Here is a 14,485-nt window from a genome sequence, read left to right as displayed (position 1 = left end):
GTGTTCAGTCCTCGCGGTTCTCGTCGTCGTCCAGGGCGCGGGTGGCGTTGGCCTTGCTGATCAGCGCGCTTAGCTCGGCGGCGCGCTCGATGCTGCGATCGAAATGGAAGTGCAGCGTCGGCACGGTGTGGATCTGCAGACGCTTGAACAGGCCGTTGCGCAGGAAGCCAGCGGCCTCGTTGAGCGCCGCCTCGGTCTCGGCCGGATCGCCGACCAGCACCGAGAAGAACACCTTGGCATGCGCATAGTCCGGCGTGACCTCAACCGCGTTGACGGTGGGCATGCCGATGCGCGGGTCCTTGAGCTCGCGGATCAACTCCGCCAGATCGCGCTGGATCTGGTCGGCCACGCGGAAACCGCGGTTGGGGATGGCTCTTTTATGACGCATGATGATTCGACGCTCCAAACACAAACCCCGCCGGTACTGCTGGGCGGGGTTCGATCAAGCCACGCCCCGCCGAAGGGCCGCCCCGAGGCGTGGGCGGCGCCCCTCGGGGGCAGGAGCGCAGCGACTGGGGGGCTCAGAGAGTTCTTGCGACTTCCTTGATCTCGAAGAACTCCAGCTGATCACCTTCCTTGATGTCGCTGTAGTTCTTGAGCTTGATACCGCACTCGAAGCCTTCCTTGACTTCCTTGACGTCGTCCTTCTCGCGGCGCACCGACTCCACCTCGCCGGTGTAGACGACGATGTTGTCGCGCAGCAGGCGGAACCTGGCGTTGCGGCGCACCAGGCCCGAGGTGACCATCGAGCCGGCGACCGTGCCGATCTTGGAGGCCACGAAGACCACGCGGATCTCGGCCGTACCCAGGAACTCTTCCTTCTGCTCCGGCGCCAGCATGCCGCCCATCGCCGCCTTAACCTCATCCACGGCGTCGTAGATGATGTTGTAGTAGCGGATATCAACACCATTGCCCTCGGCCAGCTTGCGGGCGTTGGCGTCGGCACGGGTGTTGAAGCCGATGATGATGGCCTTGGAGGCGATCGCCAGGTTGACGTCGCTCTCGCTGATGCCGCCCACCGCCGCGTGCACGATCTGCACCTTGACCTCGTCGGTGGAGAGCTTGAGCAGCGAAGAAGCCAGCGCTTCCTGCGAACCCTGCACGTCGGCCTTGATGATCAGCGGCAGGGTCTGCACCTCGCCCTGGCCCATCTCGCTGAACATGTTCTCCAGCTTGGCGGCCTGCTGCTTGGCCAGCTTGACGTCGCGGTACTTGCCCTGACGGAAGGTCGCCACTTCGCGGGCACGACGCTCGTCGGCCAGCACCATGAACTCGTCGCCGGCCTGCGGCACCTCGGTCAGGCCCTGGATCTCCACCGGGATGGACGGACCAGCTTCCTGCGTGGGCTTGCCGTCCTCGTCCAGCATGGCGCGCACGCGGCCATAGGTCGAGCCGGCCAGCACCACGTCGCCGCGCTTGAGCGTACCGCTCTGCACCAGCACCGTGGCCACCGGGCCGCGGCCCTTGTCCAGACGCGCTTCGATCACCAGGCCCTTGGCCATGGAGTCCTTGGGCGCGGTGAGCTCCAGCACCTCGGCCTGCAGCAGCACCTGCTCGAGCAGCTCGTCGATGCCCTGGCCGGTCTTGGACGACACGCCGACGAAGGGGCTGTCGCCGCCGAAGTCCTCCGGCACGACCTCCTCGGCCACCAGCTCGCTCTTCACGCGCTCGGGGTTGGCGTCGGGCTTGTCGATCTTGGTCATCGCCACGACGATGGGCACACCCGCCGCCTTGGCATGGTGGATCGCTTCCTTGGTCTGCGGCATCACGCCGTCATCGGCCGCGCAGACCAGGATGACGATGTCGGTGGCCTTGGCACCGCGGGCACGCATGGCCGTGAAGGCCTCGTGACCTGGGGTATCCAGGAAGGTGACGGTGCCGCGCGGCGTGTCGACGTGGTAGGCGCCGATGTGCTGCGTGATGCCGCCGGCTTCGCCCGCCGCAACGCGGCTGCGGCGGATGTAGTCCAGCAGCGAGGTCTTGCCGTGGTCGACGTGACCCATCACCGTGACCACCGGAGCACGCGGCAGCAGCTCGTGCTGGCCCTCGGCTGCGGCGCCCTCTTCTTCCAGGAAGGCATCGGGATCGTCCAGCTTGGCGGCAAAAGCCTTGTGGCCCATTTCCTCGACCACGATCATGGCCGTTTCCTGGTCCAGCTGCTGGTTGATGGTGACCATCTGGCCCAGCTTCATCAGCTGCTTGATGACCTCGGAGGCCTTCACCGACATCTTGTGCGCGAGGTCGGCCACCGAGATGGTCTCGGGCACGTGCACCTCTTGCACCACCGGTTCGGACGGAGCGACGAAGTTGGACGGTGCGCCGCCGCGATCGTTGCGGTCGCCACGACGGCCCGCCGCGCCCTTGGGCGCGCGCCAGCCTGCCGGACGGGCACCGGTCGGCGCACCAGCGCCGATGGTCTTCAGGCCACGCTTCTTGGCCGCATCGTCGGCCCAGCTCGACGAAAGCTTCTCGGACTTGACCGACTTCTTGTCGCCCGGCTTGCCGCCAGCAGCAGGAGCCGGCGCACCAGCAACGCCAGGCTTCTTGTGAATCGTGCCCTTGATCTCCTTGGCCGGCTCGGCCGGCTTGGCCTCTTCGGGCTTCTTCGCGACGAGCACCTTCTTCGGCGCATTCATCATCGCGCGAATGGCAGCAGCCTCGGCTTCTGCGGCCTTGCGGCGGCGCTCCAGCTCGGCCTGCTTCTGCTTGTCCTCGGCTGCGGCGTCGACAGCCTTCACCACGCGCAGCGCGGGCTTGGGCGGCTCGACGGGCGCCGCGGGCGCGGGCGCAGCTGCCGGCTCGGGCGTCGGCTCGGGAGCAGCAGGTGCCGGTGCAGGCGCAGCTGCCGCCGGCTTGCCGCGGCTCATGGCTTTGTTGATCGCGGCAGCAGCATCGGCTGCGGCCTCGCGGGCGCTGGCCTTGCTGGCGGCAGCCTGCTTCGCAGCAGCTTCGGCCGCCGCCTTGGCTGCGGCCTCTTCGGCAGCACGCGCCGCGGCCTCCGCCTCAGCCTTCTCCTGACGTCGCTGGGCCTCGGCTTCCTTGGCTGCCCGCTCGGCGGCTTCGCGCTCACGCATGCGAGCGGCCAGCTCTTCTTCCTGCAGACGCAATGCCTCGGCCTGCGCCTTGGCTTCTTCCTCGCGGCGCTGCAGCTCGGCTTCCTCGGCGGCCGCCTGCGCAGCCTCGTCGACCGCGCCAGCGGTTTCGTCGCGTTTGATGAAGACACGCTTCTTGCGCACCTCCACCTGGATGGTGCGCGCCTTGCCGCTGGCATCAGCCTGCTTGATCTCGCTGGTGGACTTTCGCGTCAGCGTGATCTTCTTGCGCTCGGCGCCGCCGGTACCGTGCGCAGTACGCAGGTAATCGAGCAGACGCTCCTTGTCGTTCTCGTTGAGCGTGTCATCTGCAGACGCCTTCTTGACGCCCGCTGCTTGCAGCTGCTCCAGCAGCGTGCTCGCAGGCCGATTGAGCTCTGCAGCGAACTGGGCGACGGTGGTCACAGCCATTGTGGAATCCTTAACTAATGCTGTCGGTGCGGTGTCGTGCGATGGGCTGGGGCGAGGCTCAGGCAGTGAACCAGTGTTCACGCGCCTTCATGATCAGCGCACGCGCCTGCGCCTCGTCGACGCCAGCCATTTCGACGAGCTCGTCGACCGCCAGATCGGCCAGGTCGTCACGGGTATGGATGTCGTTATCGGCCAGCTTGGCGATCAGGTCGGGCGTCATGCCTTCCAGGTCGCGCAGATCCTGCGAAACCTCCTCGACCTTCTCCTCACGGGCGATTTCCATCGTCAGCAACGCATCCTTGGCACGGGTACGCAGCTCGTTGACGGTGTCCTCGTCGAAGGCCTCGATCTCCAGCATCTCCTGCATGGGCACATAGGCCACTTCTTCCAGGCTGGTGAATCCTTCTTCGATCAGGATATCGGCCACCTCGGCATCGACGTCGAGCTTCTCGACGAAGAGCTTGCGGATGGACTCGCTTTCCTGCTCATGCTTGGCCGCGGACTCCTCGGCCGACATGATGTTGATGCGCCAGCCGGTCAGGTCCGAGGCCAGGCGCACGTTCTGGCCGCCGCGGCCGATGGCGATGGCAAGGTTCTCTTCGTCGACCACCACATCCATCGCGTGGCGCTCCTCATCCACGACGATGGACTGCACGTTCGCCGGCGCCAGCGCGCCGATGACGAACTGCGCCGGGTCTTCGGACCACAGCACGATGTCCACACGCTCGCCGGCCAACTCGTTGGTGACCGCATTGACGCGCGAACCGCGCACACCCACGCAGGTACCGATCGGATCGACACGCTTGTCGTGCGAGAGCACGGCGATCTTGGCGCGGCTGCCCGGGTCACGCGCGCAGCTCTTGATCTCCAGCAGGCCCTGCTCGATCTCGGGCACTTCCTGCGCGAACAGTTCCTTCATGAACTCCGGGCTGGAGCGCGACAGCATGATCTGCGGGCCACGCAGCGTCGGATCCACACCCAGGATCACGGCACGCAGGCGGTCGCCGGTGCGCAGGTTTTCCTTGGGGATCATCTCGCCGCGCTTCAGGCGTGCCTCGATGCGGCCCGACTCGGCAATGATGTCGCCCTTGTCCAGACGCTTGACCGTGCCGACGAAGATCTTCTCGCCGCGCGACATGAAGTCGTTGAGCAGCTGCTCACGCTCGGCATCGCGGATCTTCTGCAGGATCACCTGCTTGGCAGCCTGCGCACCGATGCGGCCGATGGGCAGCGACTCGACCGGCTCCTCGATGTAGTCATCCACCTCGATGTCGGCGATCTGCTCCTGCGCCTCGAACAGCAGGATCTCGGCATCGGCATTCTGCAGGCCGGCCTCGTTGGGCACCACATGCCAGCGGCGGAAGGTTTCGTACTCACCGGAGTCGCGATCGATCGTCACGCGGATATCGACCTCTCCGCCATAGAGCTTCTTGGTGGCCGAGGCCAACGCAGCCTCCACGGCTCCGAACACGACATCGCGCTCCACGCTCTTCTCGCGCGAAATCGCATCCACCAGCATCAACAGTTCGCGGTTCATTGATCGAGACCTCCGTCAACCTTGTCTTCCTTGCCCATGTCCGCCTGCTCATCTGGCGACTGACGGGACTTGGCATTGCTCTGTTTCTTCTTCGGCTTGGCCGCCTTGGCGGCACCCGGCTTGGCCGGCTTCTGGCCCGACTCGGACGGCTTGCCACCGCGCCCCTTGAAGCTCAGTTGCGGCACCAAACGCGCCGCACGCACCTCGTCAAGGGAAAAGTCCAAGGCCTGTTCACCCTTGCCGTCATTGAAGACGACGCGCCAGCCCTCGCCCTCGGCGAACAGCTGGCCACGGTATTTCTTGCGCCCCTGGAATGCAGTGCGCAGCGTGATCTCGACTTCCTCACCAACGAAACGCTGGTAGTCGGTCGCCTTCTTCAGCGGCCGATCCACGCCAGGCGAGGACACCTCCAGGCGCTGATAGTCGACATTCTCGACCTCGAGCACATACTGCAGCTGGCGCGTCACGCGCTCGCAGTCGTCAACCGAGATCAACTCGCCGGCCAACGCCTGCTCCGGCAGCCTGTCGATGAAGACGCGCAGCAAGCCACCGGCGCTGCGCTCGCAGTCCACCAGGTCGTAACCCAGACCGGTCACGGTTGTCTCAACAGCAGCTTGCCAATTCATGCGTGCGTTTCTCTGGCCTCAGGCTCTTTCAGTGCAATGCGTCGACAAAACGATCAAGCAAAAAAAATGGGCTGGATGAATCCGCCCACCGTCGTCGCTGCGCCGCGCGCATGTCTGACATGCACCCCTGCGGCTGCTCGGCCGATTCACGCGACCGAGCTCTCCAGCGAAGCCGGCATTGTACTATGCAAGCACCATGCCCGCAAGCAAGCTGCTTGCCGCAGCGGCGAGCCATGCGAAAATCCGCGACCATTCCAATAACCAGGAGTACATATGGGGTTTCTCGCCGGCAAGCGACTGCTGATCACGGGCGTGCTGTCCAACCGCTCGATTGCCTACGGTATCGCCAAGGCCTGCCACCGCGAAGGCGCCGAGCTGGCCTTCAGCTATGTCGGTGAGCGCTTCAAGGAGCGGATCAGCGAGTTCGCAGCCGAGTTCGGCTCCAAGCTGGTGTTCGACTGCGATGTCGGCGACGACGCCCAGATCGAGCGCCTCTTCGCCAACCTGGGCGAGCACTGGCCCGAGTTCGACGGCTTCGTGCACTCCATCGGCTTCGCCCCCCGCGAGGCCATCGCCGGCCAGTTTCTCGACGGTCTGACGCGCGAGAACTTCCGCATCGCCCACGACATCTCGGCCTACAGCTTCCCGGCGCTGGCCAAGGCCGCCCTGCCTCGCCTGCGCCCAGGCGCCTCGCTGCTGACCCTGTCCTACCTGGGCGCCGAGCGCTATGTACCCAACTACAACACCATGGGCCTGGCCAAAGCCTCGCTGGAAGCCAGCGTGCGCTACCTGGCCTACAACCTGGGCGGCAAGGGTATCCGCGTCAACGGCATCTCGGCCGGCCCAATCAAGACGCTGGCAGCCTCGGGTATTAAGGACTTCGGCAAGCTGCTGACGCACTTCGCCGCCAACACGCCGATCCGCCGCAACATCACCATCGACGACGTCGGCAACGTCGCCGCCTTCCTGTTCTCCGACCTGGCTGCCGGCCTGAGCGCGGAGATCATCTATGTGGACGGCGGCTTCAGCCACGTGGCACTGACGGACGAGGAAGTCTGATCTCGCCCGCCCTGCGGCGGGATAGGACGTGAAAACGGGGCCCTCGGGCCCCGTTTTGTTATCGGCAAGCTTCGTTCAGCCCGCCACGCAGTCCACGTAATAGCGCGTGCGCCCGTCCTCGCCGGTCTCGGCAACCAGGCCGTGCACGTCGGCCGCGAAGCCGGGGAACTTGGCGTTGAAGTCGCGCGTGAACTTCAGGTACTCGACGATCTTCTTGTTGAAGCGCTCGCCCGGAATCAGCAGCGGGATGCCCGGCGGGTAAGGCGTCAGCAACGCCGTGGTGACGCGGCCCTCGAGCTTGTCGATCTCCACGCGCTCGGTCTTGCGGTGCGCGATGTGCGCATAGGCGTCGCTGGGCTTCATCGCCGGCTCGAGTTCGCTCAGGTAGACCTCGGTGGTCAGGCGCGCAATGTCACCCTTGGCATAGGCCTCGTGGATGTTCTGGCAGAGGTCGCGCAGGCCCATGCGCTCGTAGCGCGGCTGCGCGGCACAGAACTCCGGCATGATGCGCCACAGCGGCGCGTTCTTGTCGTAGTCGTCCTTGAACTGCTGCAGCGCCGTCACCAGCGTGTTCCAGCGGCCCTTGGTGATGCCGATGGTGAACATGATGAAGAAGCTGTAGAGGCCCGTCTTTTCCACCACCACGCCGTGCTCGGCGAGGAACTTGGTGACGATGGCCGCAGGGATCCCGGTCTTGGCGAACTTGCCGCTCATGTCCAGGCCCGGCGTGATCACCGTGGACTTGATCGGGTCCAGCATATTGAAGCCAGTGGCCAGATTGCCGAAGCCGTGCCACTTCTCGTTGGCCTTGAGCATCCAGTCGCTCGCCTTGCCAATGCCTTCGTCGACCAGCTTGTCCGGACCCCAGACCTTGAACCACCAGTCCTTGCCGTAGTCCTGGTCGACCTTGCGCATGGCGCGACGGAAATCCAGCGCCTCGGCAATGCTCTCCTCGACCAGCGCCGTGCCGCCGGGCGGCTCCATCATCGCCGCGGCCACGTCACAGCTGGCGATGATGCTGTACTGCGGACTCGTCGAGGTGTGCATCAGATAGGCTTCGTTGAAGAGGTGCCGATCGAGCTTGACGTTCTGCGAGTCCTGCACCAGCACCTGCGAGGCCTGCGAGATGCCGGCCAGCAGCTTGTGCGTGGATTGCGTGGCATAGACCACCGCCGTCTTCGGCCGCGGACGGTTCTTGCCCATCGCGTGATAGCTGCCGTAGAAGCTATGGAAGGCCGCATGCGGCAGCCAGGCCTCGTCGAAATGCAGCGTGTCGATCCAGCCGTCTAGCTTGGCCTTGATGGTCTCGGTGTTGTAGAGCACGCCGTCGTAGGTGCTCTGCGTCAAGGTCATGATGCGCGGCTTGACCTTCTTAGGGTCCACACCCTTGAGCAAGGGGTTCTTGGCAATCTTCTTGCGAATGGTCTCGGGCGAGAACTCGCTCTCGGGGATGGGTCCGATGATGCCGTAGTGGTTGCGCGTCGGCGTCATGAACACCGGCACCGCGCCGGTCATGATGATGCTGTGCAGGATGCTCTTATGACAGTTGCGGTCCACCACCACCACGTCGCCCGGCGCGACCGTGTGGTGCCAGACCATCTTGTTCGAGGTGCTGGTGCCGTTGGTGACGAAGTAGCAATGGTCGGCATTGAAGATGCGCGCCGCGTTCTTCTCCGAAGCGGCCACCGGGCCGGTGTGATCCAGCAACTGACCGAGTTCCTCCACCGCGTTGCAGACGTCGGCACGCAGCATGTTCTCGCCGAAGAACTGATGGAACATCTGGCCCACCGGACTTTTCAGGAAGGCCACACCGCCGGAGTGGCCGGGACAGTGCCAGCTGTAGGAGCCGTCCTGCGCATAGTCCATCAGCGCCTTGAAGAAGGGCGGCGCCAGGCCGTCGAGGTAGCTCTTGGCCTCGCGGATGATGTGACGCGCCACGAACTCCGGCGTGTCCTCGAACATGTGGATGAAGCCGTGCAGCTCGCGCAGCACATCATTGGGCAGGTGCTGCGAGGTGCGCGTCTCGCCGTAGACGTAGATCGGGATGTCCGCGTTCTTGAAGCGGATCTCCTCGATGAACTTGCGCAGGTTCAGCACCGCCGGATCCAGCTCGGGGCCAGGCGTGAATTCCTCGTCGTCGATGGACAGAATGAAGGCGCTGGCACGGCTTTGCTGCTGCGCGAACTGGCTCAGGTCGCCGTAGCTGGTGACGCCCAGCACCTCGAAGCCTTCCTTCTGGATGGCATCAGCCAGGGCGCGGATGCCTAGACCCGAGGTGTTCTCGGAGCGGTAGTCCTCGTCGATGATGACGATGGGAAAGCGAAAACGCAGCATCGGGTGCCTCCGGAGGGCGAGACGGATAAAACCAGGGGAAAAACGCGAAGGCGCGAAGTGTAGGGCCAAGCCGGCGACAGCCCATTGCGCCAGTCCTGCGCTGTCGCACAAAGCGAACGATACCGCCGGTGCAGCACGGGGCTACACTGCCCGCGCATCGTCTGATCAGGGAGGTCTGAGATGGATATGAGCGCAAGCACGCTCTGGTGGGTGGCCGGCGGCATCCTCGTCGCCGCCGAACTGGCCACTGGCACGTTCTATCTGCTGATGCTGGCCATCGGCACTGCGGCCGGCGCCATCGCGGCGCACCTGGGGCTGGGCACCGCGGGGCAGATCGTCGCCACGGCCGTGGTTGGCGGGGCTGCCGTCATCGCCTGGCACCTGAAGCGGCCGCGCGGACGCCCCGCCGAGCGCAACCCCGACGTCAACCTCGACATCGGGCAGGCCGTGCAGGTGGAGCAATGGAATCCAGACGGCTCAGCCACTGTGCGCTACCGCGGCAGCGACTGGCAAGCGCGCTGGGTCGGCAGCGGTGCGCCGGGAGCTGGCCGCCATGTGATCCGCGCGGTCGAAGGCAGCTGCCTGCTGCTGGGCCACTGACAAGACCAACCGGCCCGGATGGGCCATTCAGGGAGACCTCATGGAAATCGCACTGGTGCTGCTGGTCATTGCAGCCATCTTCATCGTCCGCTCTATCAAAGTCGTGCCGCAGCAGAACGCCTGGGTGGTCGAACGCCTGGGCAAGTACCACGCCACGCTGACGCCAGGACTGAACATCCTCGTCCCCTTCGTCGATCGTCTGGCCTACAAGCATTCGCTGAAGGAGATCCCGCTGGACGTGCCCAGCCAGGTCTGCATCACCAAGGACAACACGCAGCTCACCGTCGACGGCATCCTGTATTTCCAGGTTACCGACGCGATGCGCGCCAGCTACGGCTCTAGCAACTACATCGTCGCCATCACCCAGCTGGCGCAGACCACGCTGCGCAGCGTGATCGGCCGCATGGAGCTGGATCGCACCTTCGAGGAACGCGACGCCATCAACGCCGCGGTCGTGCAAGCGCTGGACGAGGCGGCGCTGAACTGGGGCGTCAAGGTGCTGCGCTATGAGATCAAGGACCTCACGCCACCGGCCGAGATCCTGCGCTCGATGCAGGCGCAGATCACCGCCGAACGCGAGAAGCGCGCGCTGATCGCCGCGTCCGAGGGTCGTCGCCAGGAGCAGATCAACATCGCCACCGGCGAGCGCGAGGCGGCGATCGCCCGCTCCGAAGGCGAGAAGCAGGCCGAGATCAACAAGGCCCAGGGCGAGGCTGCCGCCATCACCGCGGTGGCCGACGCCACCGCCGACGCGATCCGCAAGATCGCGTCCGCCATCCAGCAACCCGGCGGCGAGCAGGCGGTGCAGCTCAAGGTCGCCGAGAAGGCCGTCGACGCCTATGCCCAGCTGGCGCAGAAGAACAACACGATGATCGTGCCGGGCAATATGAGCGAGGTCAGCGGCCTGATCGGCACCGCGATGGCGCTGCTCAAGGGTGGCAGCAAGGCGGGCTGAGTCACTGCAGCGCTCGCCCGCCCTGCCCTGCCCTACCGCACTCAGGCCGCCAGCTTCCAGCCGCCCGAGCGGTAGTCCACCAGCTCGGCAATGCTGAGCAGCGGCAGACCATGGCGCGCGGCGAAGTCCAGCACTTGCTGGCCGCGCGCCATCGTGCCGTCGGGGTTCATCAGCTCGCACAGCACCGCGGCGCCCGACAGCCCAGCCATCAGCGCCAGGTCCACCGAGCCCTCGGTATGGCCGCGTCGTGCCAACACGCCACCAGGATCAGCGCGCAGCGGAAAGACATGGCCCGGGCTGACGATGTCCAGCGGCTGCGCGTCCGGCGCAATCGCCGCGCGCACTGTGGTCAGACGGTCGGCGGCGCTGACGCCGGTAGAGACACCCTGCGCTGCCTCGATGCTGACCGTGAAGGCCGTGCCGTGTCGGCTGCGGTTCTCGGCCACCATCGGCGGCAGTTCGAGCCGGCGGATCCGCTCGTCCGTCAAGCACAGGCAGACGATGCCGCTGCACTCGCGGATCAGCAGGGCCATGCTCGCCTCGTCGAGCCGCTCGGCCGCAACGATCAGGTCGGCCTCGTCCTCGCGGTCGGGGTCGTCGGTGAGCAGCACGGGCTGGCCGGCACGCATGGCCAGCAACGCCGCAGCCAATCGGGCCGGCATGCGCAAGATCTCCTGCTCGCTGCAGGCCCGCGCCTGCGGAAGGGAGGAAGAATAAGAAGTCAGCGTGGTTTGAGGCATTGAAACGCTCCTCGCGTTGGAGAGAAGACATTTCAGGGCGCGCAAACGCTCGACGCGACGCCGCGACCGGCCGGGCAGAGCCCGACGGCCGCGACGCCGCGCGCGCGTCAGCACATCTTCTTTCATCCGGACTGTGACCGTCGGCCCTGGCATCGCACCAGGTCTGCTGACCCCGGACCTGACGGTCCGGGCGCTCGCGGGCTCACCGGCTCGGCCGCTTGCGCGACCCGCCGGCATACCGCCGGTGGGGAATTCCACCCCGCCCTGAAGACGTGTGCCGGCCCGAGGACCGGCGCGGCCATCGTAGCGGAGCGCGCCGGGCATGCTGTCACGCCTGCGACCGCCGCAAACTCGGTTATGATGCCGGGCTTGCAGGAGAGGTGGATGAGCGGTTTAAGTCGCACGCCTGGAAAGCGTGTGTGGGTTAATAGCCCACCGCGGGTTCGAATCCCGCCCTCTCCGCCAGAAAACACCGCGTGCCAGCCAGCGCGCAAAGCAAAAGGCCCGGTCTCCCGGGCCTTTCGTCTTTCTGGGCGCCGCCTGGCTCAGCCGGCCAGCTGCTCATAGCCGCCGCTGGAGACGAAGACACGCACCGTGTCGCCGCCGGCCGCCTTGGCCTCGGCGCAGGCCAGCGTCGCCGCGCCGAGCACCGCGTCCACCGTCTCCAGGCTGGGCTGCAGCTGCACCACACCGATGCTGGCCTTGACGCGGGTGCGGTGCAGGCCCCAGCGCAAGCGGTAGCCCGCCACCGAGGCGCGGATCTTCTCGGCCACGATCTCGGCGTAATGCTGGTCACAGTCGGCCAGCAGCACCGCGAAATGGTCATCCTCCATGCGCGCCACCGGGTCGGTCGCGCGCACCTTGGTCACCAGCATCTGGCCCAGTCCGTAGAGGAAATGGTTCGCCACCTCGGCGCCCATCTGCGCGATCACGTCCTTGAAGCGGTCGACATCCACCCAGAGCACCGACACCGGCTCATGACGACGGCTGCCCACATGCTCGGCAAGACGCCGCTCGAACTCGCGGCGATTGGCCAGCTCGGTCAGCACATCGTGCTTGGCGGTCCAGGTCGGCAGCATGCGCTGCTGACGCGCCGCGGTGATGTCCTCGACGATCCACAGCCCTTCGCCGGACGGTGCATCCCACTGCACCGGCGTGGCCTGTAGGCGGGCCCAGAAGCGCGAGCCGTCCCTGCGAACGCATTCGACCTCCTCGTCCAGCGGTCGCCCGGCGCCGATTGCCGCACCCAGCCGCTCGAGCAGGCTGGCCTGCGCCGCATCCGAGACGAGGATGGCGCGGATCGGCTGACCGCTCAGGTCGGTGTCGTCGCCATGGCCGAAGAGGTTGTTGAAGTGTTCGCTGACGACCTCGAAACGCTCGCCTTGCACGAAGCCGGCGGCCACCGGCGAACGCACCAGCAGAGCGCGCAGGCGCGTCGCTGCGGTATCGACGCCGCTGCCAGCCTTGGATGCCTCATTGCTTGCTGCCATCTCAGTTCTCCTAGTGCCTGCGAACCGGCGGGGCACACAGCACCCGCCCTAGTCTGGACTATTGCAGGTGTAACCCTTTTGTGCGCTGACGAAAACCCCGTGGCAATGGGTTCTGTTGTGCTGGCGCAGGCATTTCGACCCGCTTTCAGCACTCCGGGGCGATCTGCTCGGCGTAGTCGTACAGCGCCTCGAGGATCTGCTGGCCCCGCTCGTCACCCTGCGCCTCGACCTGCTCGCTCAGTGCGTCGATGCGCTCGGCATAGGCCTGCAGGCTCAGCGCGCCGCCGGCGCCCTCGTGCAGGCGCTGGGCGCGATGTTCCAGCCAGCGCTGCTGCTCGGCCTCGCCGAGGCTCGCCGGGAAGTTGCGCGCCCGGTAGCGGAACAGCAGCTCGTCCAGCCGCCGGTCGGCAAAGCCGACACGACCTTCCGACACCCGCTCGGCCAGCTGTTCCGGCGCAAGCGTGCGCAGCTTGTTCAGCAGACGCCGGTCCTCGTTGCCGATGAAGCCGCCGTAGAGATCCTCGTCCACATCGGGTGCCTGCTCCGGTGCCGGCCGGGCGAAGACCTCGCGCCACAGGCCGTCAAGCTTGCGGCCGCGCTCGGCCAGCAGCTGCGCGTGGCGCTGGCCCTGCGCCAGGTCCAGCCCCCAGCGCTCGGCCATGGCCGGCGACAGCGTCTTCGGATTGGCGATCACCACCGGCGACTTGTTGATGTGGATGGTCTTGATCGGCAGCCGCGTCACGCCCTCAGGCATCTCGTCCTGGCGGGTGAACATGCGCTCGCGCACCGCTGCGGCGTCCAGCTCGAAGAGCTCCGCCGGGTCGGCCGCCAGGTCCCAGACGATCAGCTCGTTCTTGTTGGTCGGATGCGGCGCCAGCGGCCAGACCAGCGCGATGCAGCCGCGCTCCGGCCCGTACATGCCCGAGACATGCAGGAAAGGCCGCCCCGCGCCGATCTCGGCCCAGACGGCCTCCTTCTTGCGCAGCTTCAGGCAGAAGTCCCACAGCTTGGGCTGCGCCGTCTTGAGCAGCCGCGCCAGCGCGATGGTCGCGCGCACGTCCGAGAGCGCATCGTGCGCCGCCTCGTGCACCAGGCCGTTGGCCACGGTCAGATGCTCCAGCTTGAACGAGGGCCGGCCGTCCTCGTGCTTGGGCCAGGCGATTCCCTCGGGGCGCAGCGCATAGGCGCAGCGCACCACGTCGAGGATGTCCCAGCGCCCGCATTCGTTCTGCCATTCGCGCGCATAGGGATCAATCAGGCTGCGCCAGAACAGGTGGCGCGTCACCTCGTCGTCGAAGCGGATGCTGTTGTAGCCGACGCCCACGGTGCCAGGTCTTGACAGCTCGGCCTCGATGGTGGCGGCGAAGGAATGCTCGGGCACGCCCAGTTCCAGACAGGTCTGCGGCAGGATGCCGGTCAGCAGGCAGGCCTCGGGCTCGGGCAGGTAGTCGGGCGCGGGCTGGCAATAGACCATCAGCGGCTCGCCGATCTCCTGCAGATCGGCATTGGTGCGCACACCGGCGAACTGCGCCGGGCGGTCGCGGCGCGGCACGCGACCGAAGGTCTCGTAGTCGTGCCAGTAGAAACTCATTGTTTCGCTCATGGCGGCACGATACCCGAAGGCATCGTCGCCGGGCATCG

Annotated in this window: 10 protein-coding genes, 1 tRNA gene, 1 pseudogene and 1 riboswitch; of the genes and pseudogenes, 4 read left to right on the top strand and 8 right to left on the bottom strand. The window is 66.2% G+C overall.

The window, feature by feature from the left end; all coding sequences use genetic code 11:
• Positions 1 to 4 precede the first annotated feature (4 nt).
• The 4 genes and pseudogenes from rbfA to rimP all read right to left on the bottom strand — a co-directional run.
• Positions 5 to 388, bottom strand: coding sequence for a 30S ribosome-binding factor RbfA (rbfA, locus tag AC2EBS_RS03150; protein WP_484726916.1), 384 nt, complete (start codon positions 386 to 388; stop codon positions 5 to 7).
• A gap of 133 nt (positions 389 to 521) precedes the next feature.
• Positions 522 to 3,503, bottom strand: coding sequence for a translation initiation factor IF-2 (infB, locus tag AC2EBS_RS03145; RefSeq protein WP_484726915.1), 2,982 nt, complete (start codon positions 3,501 to 3,503; stop codon positions 522 to 524).
• A 58-nt stretch (positions 3,504 to 3,561) separates the two neighbouring features.
• The gene (gene nusA, locus AC2EBS_RS03140; protein ID WP_484726914.1) at positions 3,562 to 5,040 is read right to left on the bottom strand and encodes a transcription termination factor NusA; all 1,479 of its coding nucleotides are present in this window, start codon (positions 5,038 to 5,040) and stop codon (positions 3,562 to 3,564) included.
• 158 nt (positions 5,041 to 5,198) lie between these two features.
• Positions 5,199 to 5,666: pseudogene (gene rimP, locus AC2EBS_RS03135) on the bottom strand (ribosome maturation factor RimP); the annotation flags it as partial.
• 273 nt (positions 5,667 to 5,939) lie between these two features.
• On the opposite strand from rimP, the gene fabI reads away from it, so the two are divergent.
• The gene (fabI, locus tag AC2EBS_RS03130) at positions 5,940 to 6,725 is read left to right on the top strand and encodes an enoyl-ACP reductase FabI (RefSeq protein WP_484726913.1); all 786 of its coding nucleotides are present in this window, start codon (positions 5,940 to 5,942) and stop codon (positions 6,723 to 6,725) included.
• 75 nt (positions 6,726 to 6,800) lie between these two features.
• On the opposite strand, the gene AC2EBS_RS03125 is transcribed toward fabI, so the two are convergent.
• Positions 6,801 to 9,059, bottom strand: coding sequence for an Orn/Lys/Arg family decarboxylase (locus tag AC2EBS_RS03125; RefSeq protein WP_484726912.1), 2,259 nt, complete (start codon positions 9,057 to 9,059; stop codon positions 6,801 to 6,803).
• A 180-nt stretch (positions 9,060 to 9,239) separates the two neighbouring features.
• On the opposite strand from AC2EBS_RS03125, the gene AC2EBS_RS03120 reads away from it, so the two are divergent.
• A complete protein-coding gene (locus AC2EBS_RS03120; protein ID WP_484726911.1) occupies positions 9,240 to 9,659 on the top strand; it encodes an NfeD family protein in 420 nt (139 codons plus the stop codon).
• A gap of 40 nt (positions 9,660 to 9,699) precedes the next feature.
• Entirely contained in the window at positions 9,700 to 10,614 is a 915-nt protein-coding gene (locus AC2EBS_RS03115) for an SPFH domain-containing protein (protein ID WP_484726910.1), read from the top strand.
• Between the two features lie 41 nt (positions 10,615 to 10,655).
• Here the strand turns inward: AC2EBS_RS03115 and ribB are convergent, their stop codons facing one another.
• Positions 10,656 to 11,276 carry a 3,4-dihydroxy-2-butanone-4-phosphate synthase gene (gene ribB, locus AC2EBS_RS03110; RefSeq protein ID WP_484726909.1) on the bottom strand — a complete coding sequence of 207 codons (621 nt, stop codon included), beginning with the start codon at positions 11,274 to 11,276 and terminating at the stop codon, positions 10,656 to 10,658.
• 188 nt (positions 11,277 to 11,464) lie between these two features.
• A riboswitch (FMN riboswitch) is annotated at positions 11,465 to 11,630 on the bottom strand.
• Positions 11,631 to 11,728: 98 nt separating this feature from the next.
• Here ribB and AC2EBS_RS03105 point away from each other — a divergent pair.
• Positions 11,729 to 11,819: transfer RNA gene (locus AC2EBS_RS03105), tRNA-Ser, on the top strand.
• Between the two features lie 80 nt (positions 11,820 to 11,899).
• Here AC2EBS_RS03105 and AC2EBS_RS03100 read toward each other — a convergent pair.
• Together AC2EBS_RS03100 and sbcB are read right to left on the bottom strand one after the other, a co-directional pair.
• Positions 11,900 to 12,844 (bottom strand): GGDEF domain-containing protein, encoded by a 945-nt coding sequence (locus AC2EBS_RS03100; protein ID WP_484726908.1) that lies wholly within the window; start codon positions 12,842 to 12,844, stop codon positions 11,900 to 11,902.
• 145 nt (positions 12,845 to 12,989) lie between these two features.
• Positions 12,990 to 14,447 (bottom strand): exodeoxyribonuclease I, encoded by a 1,458-nt coding sequence (sbcB, locus tag AC2EBS_RS03095; RefSeq protein ID WP_484726907.1) that lies wholly within the window; start codon positions 14,445 to 14,447, stop codon positions 12,990 to 12,992.
• Positions 14,448 to 14,485: the final 38 nt, after the last annotated feature.

The sequence above is a fragment of the Roseateles sp. T103 genome (assembly GCF_057219915.1).
This window is presented reverse-complemented; position numbering and strand designations above follow the sequence as displayed.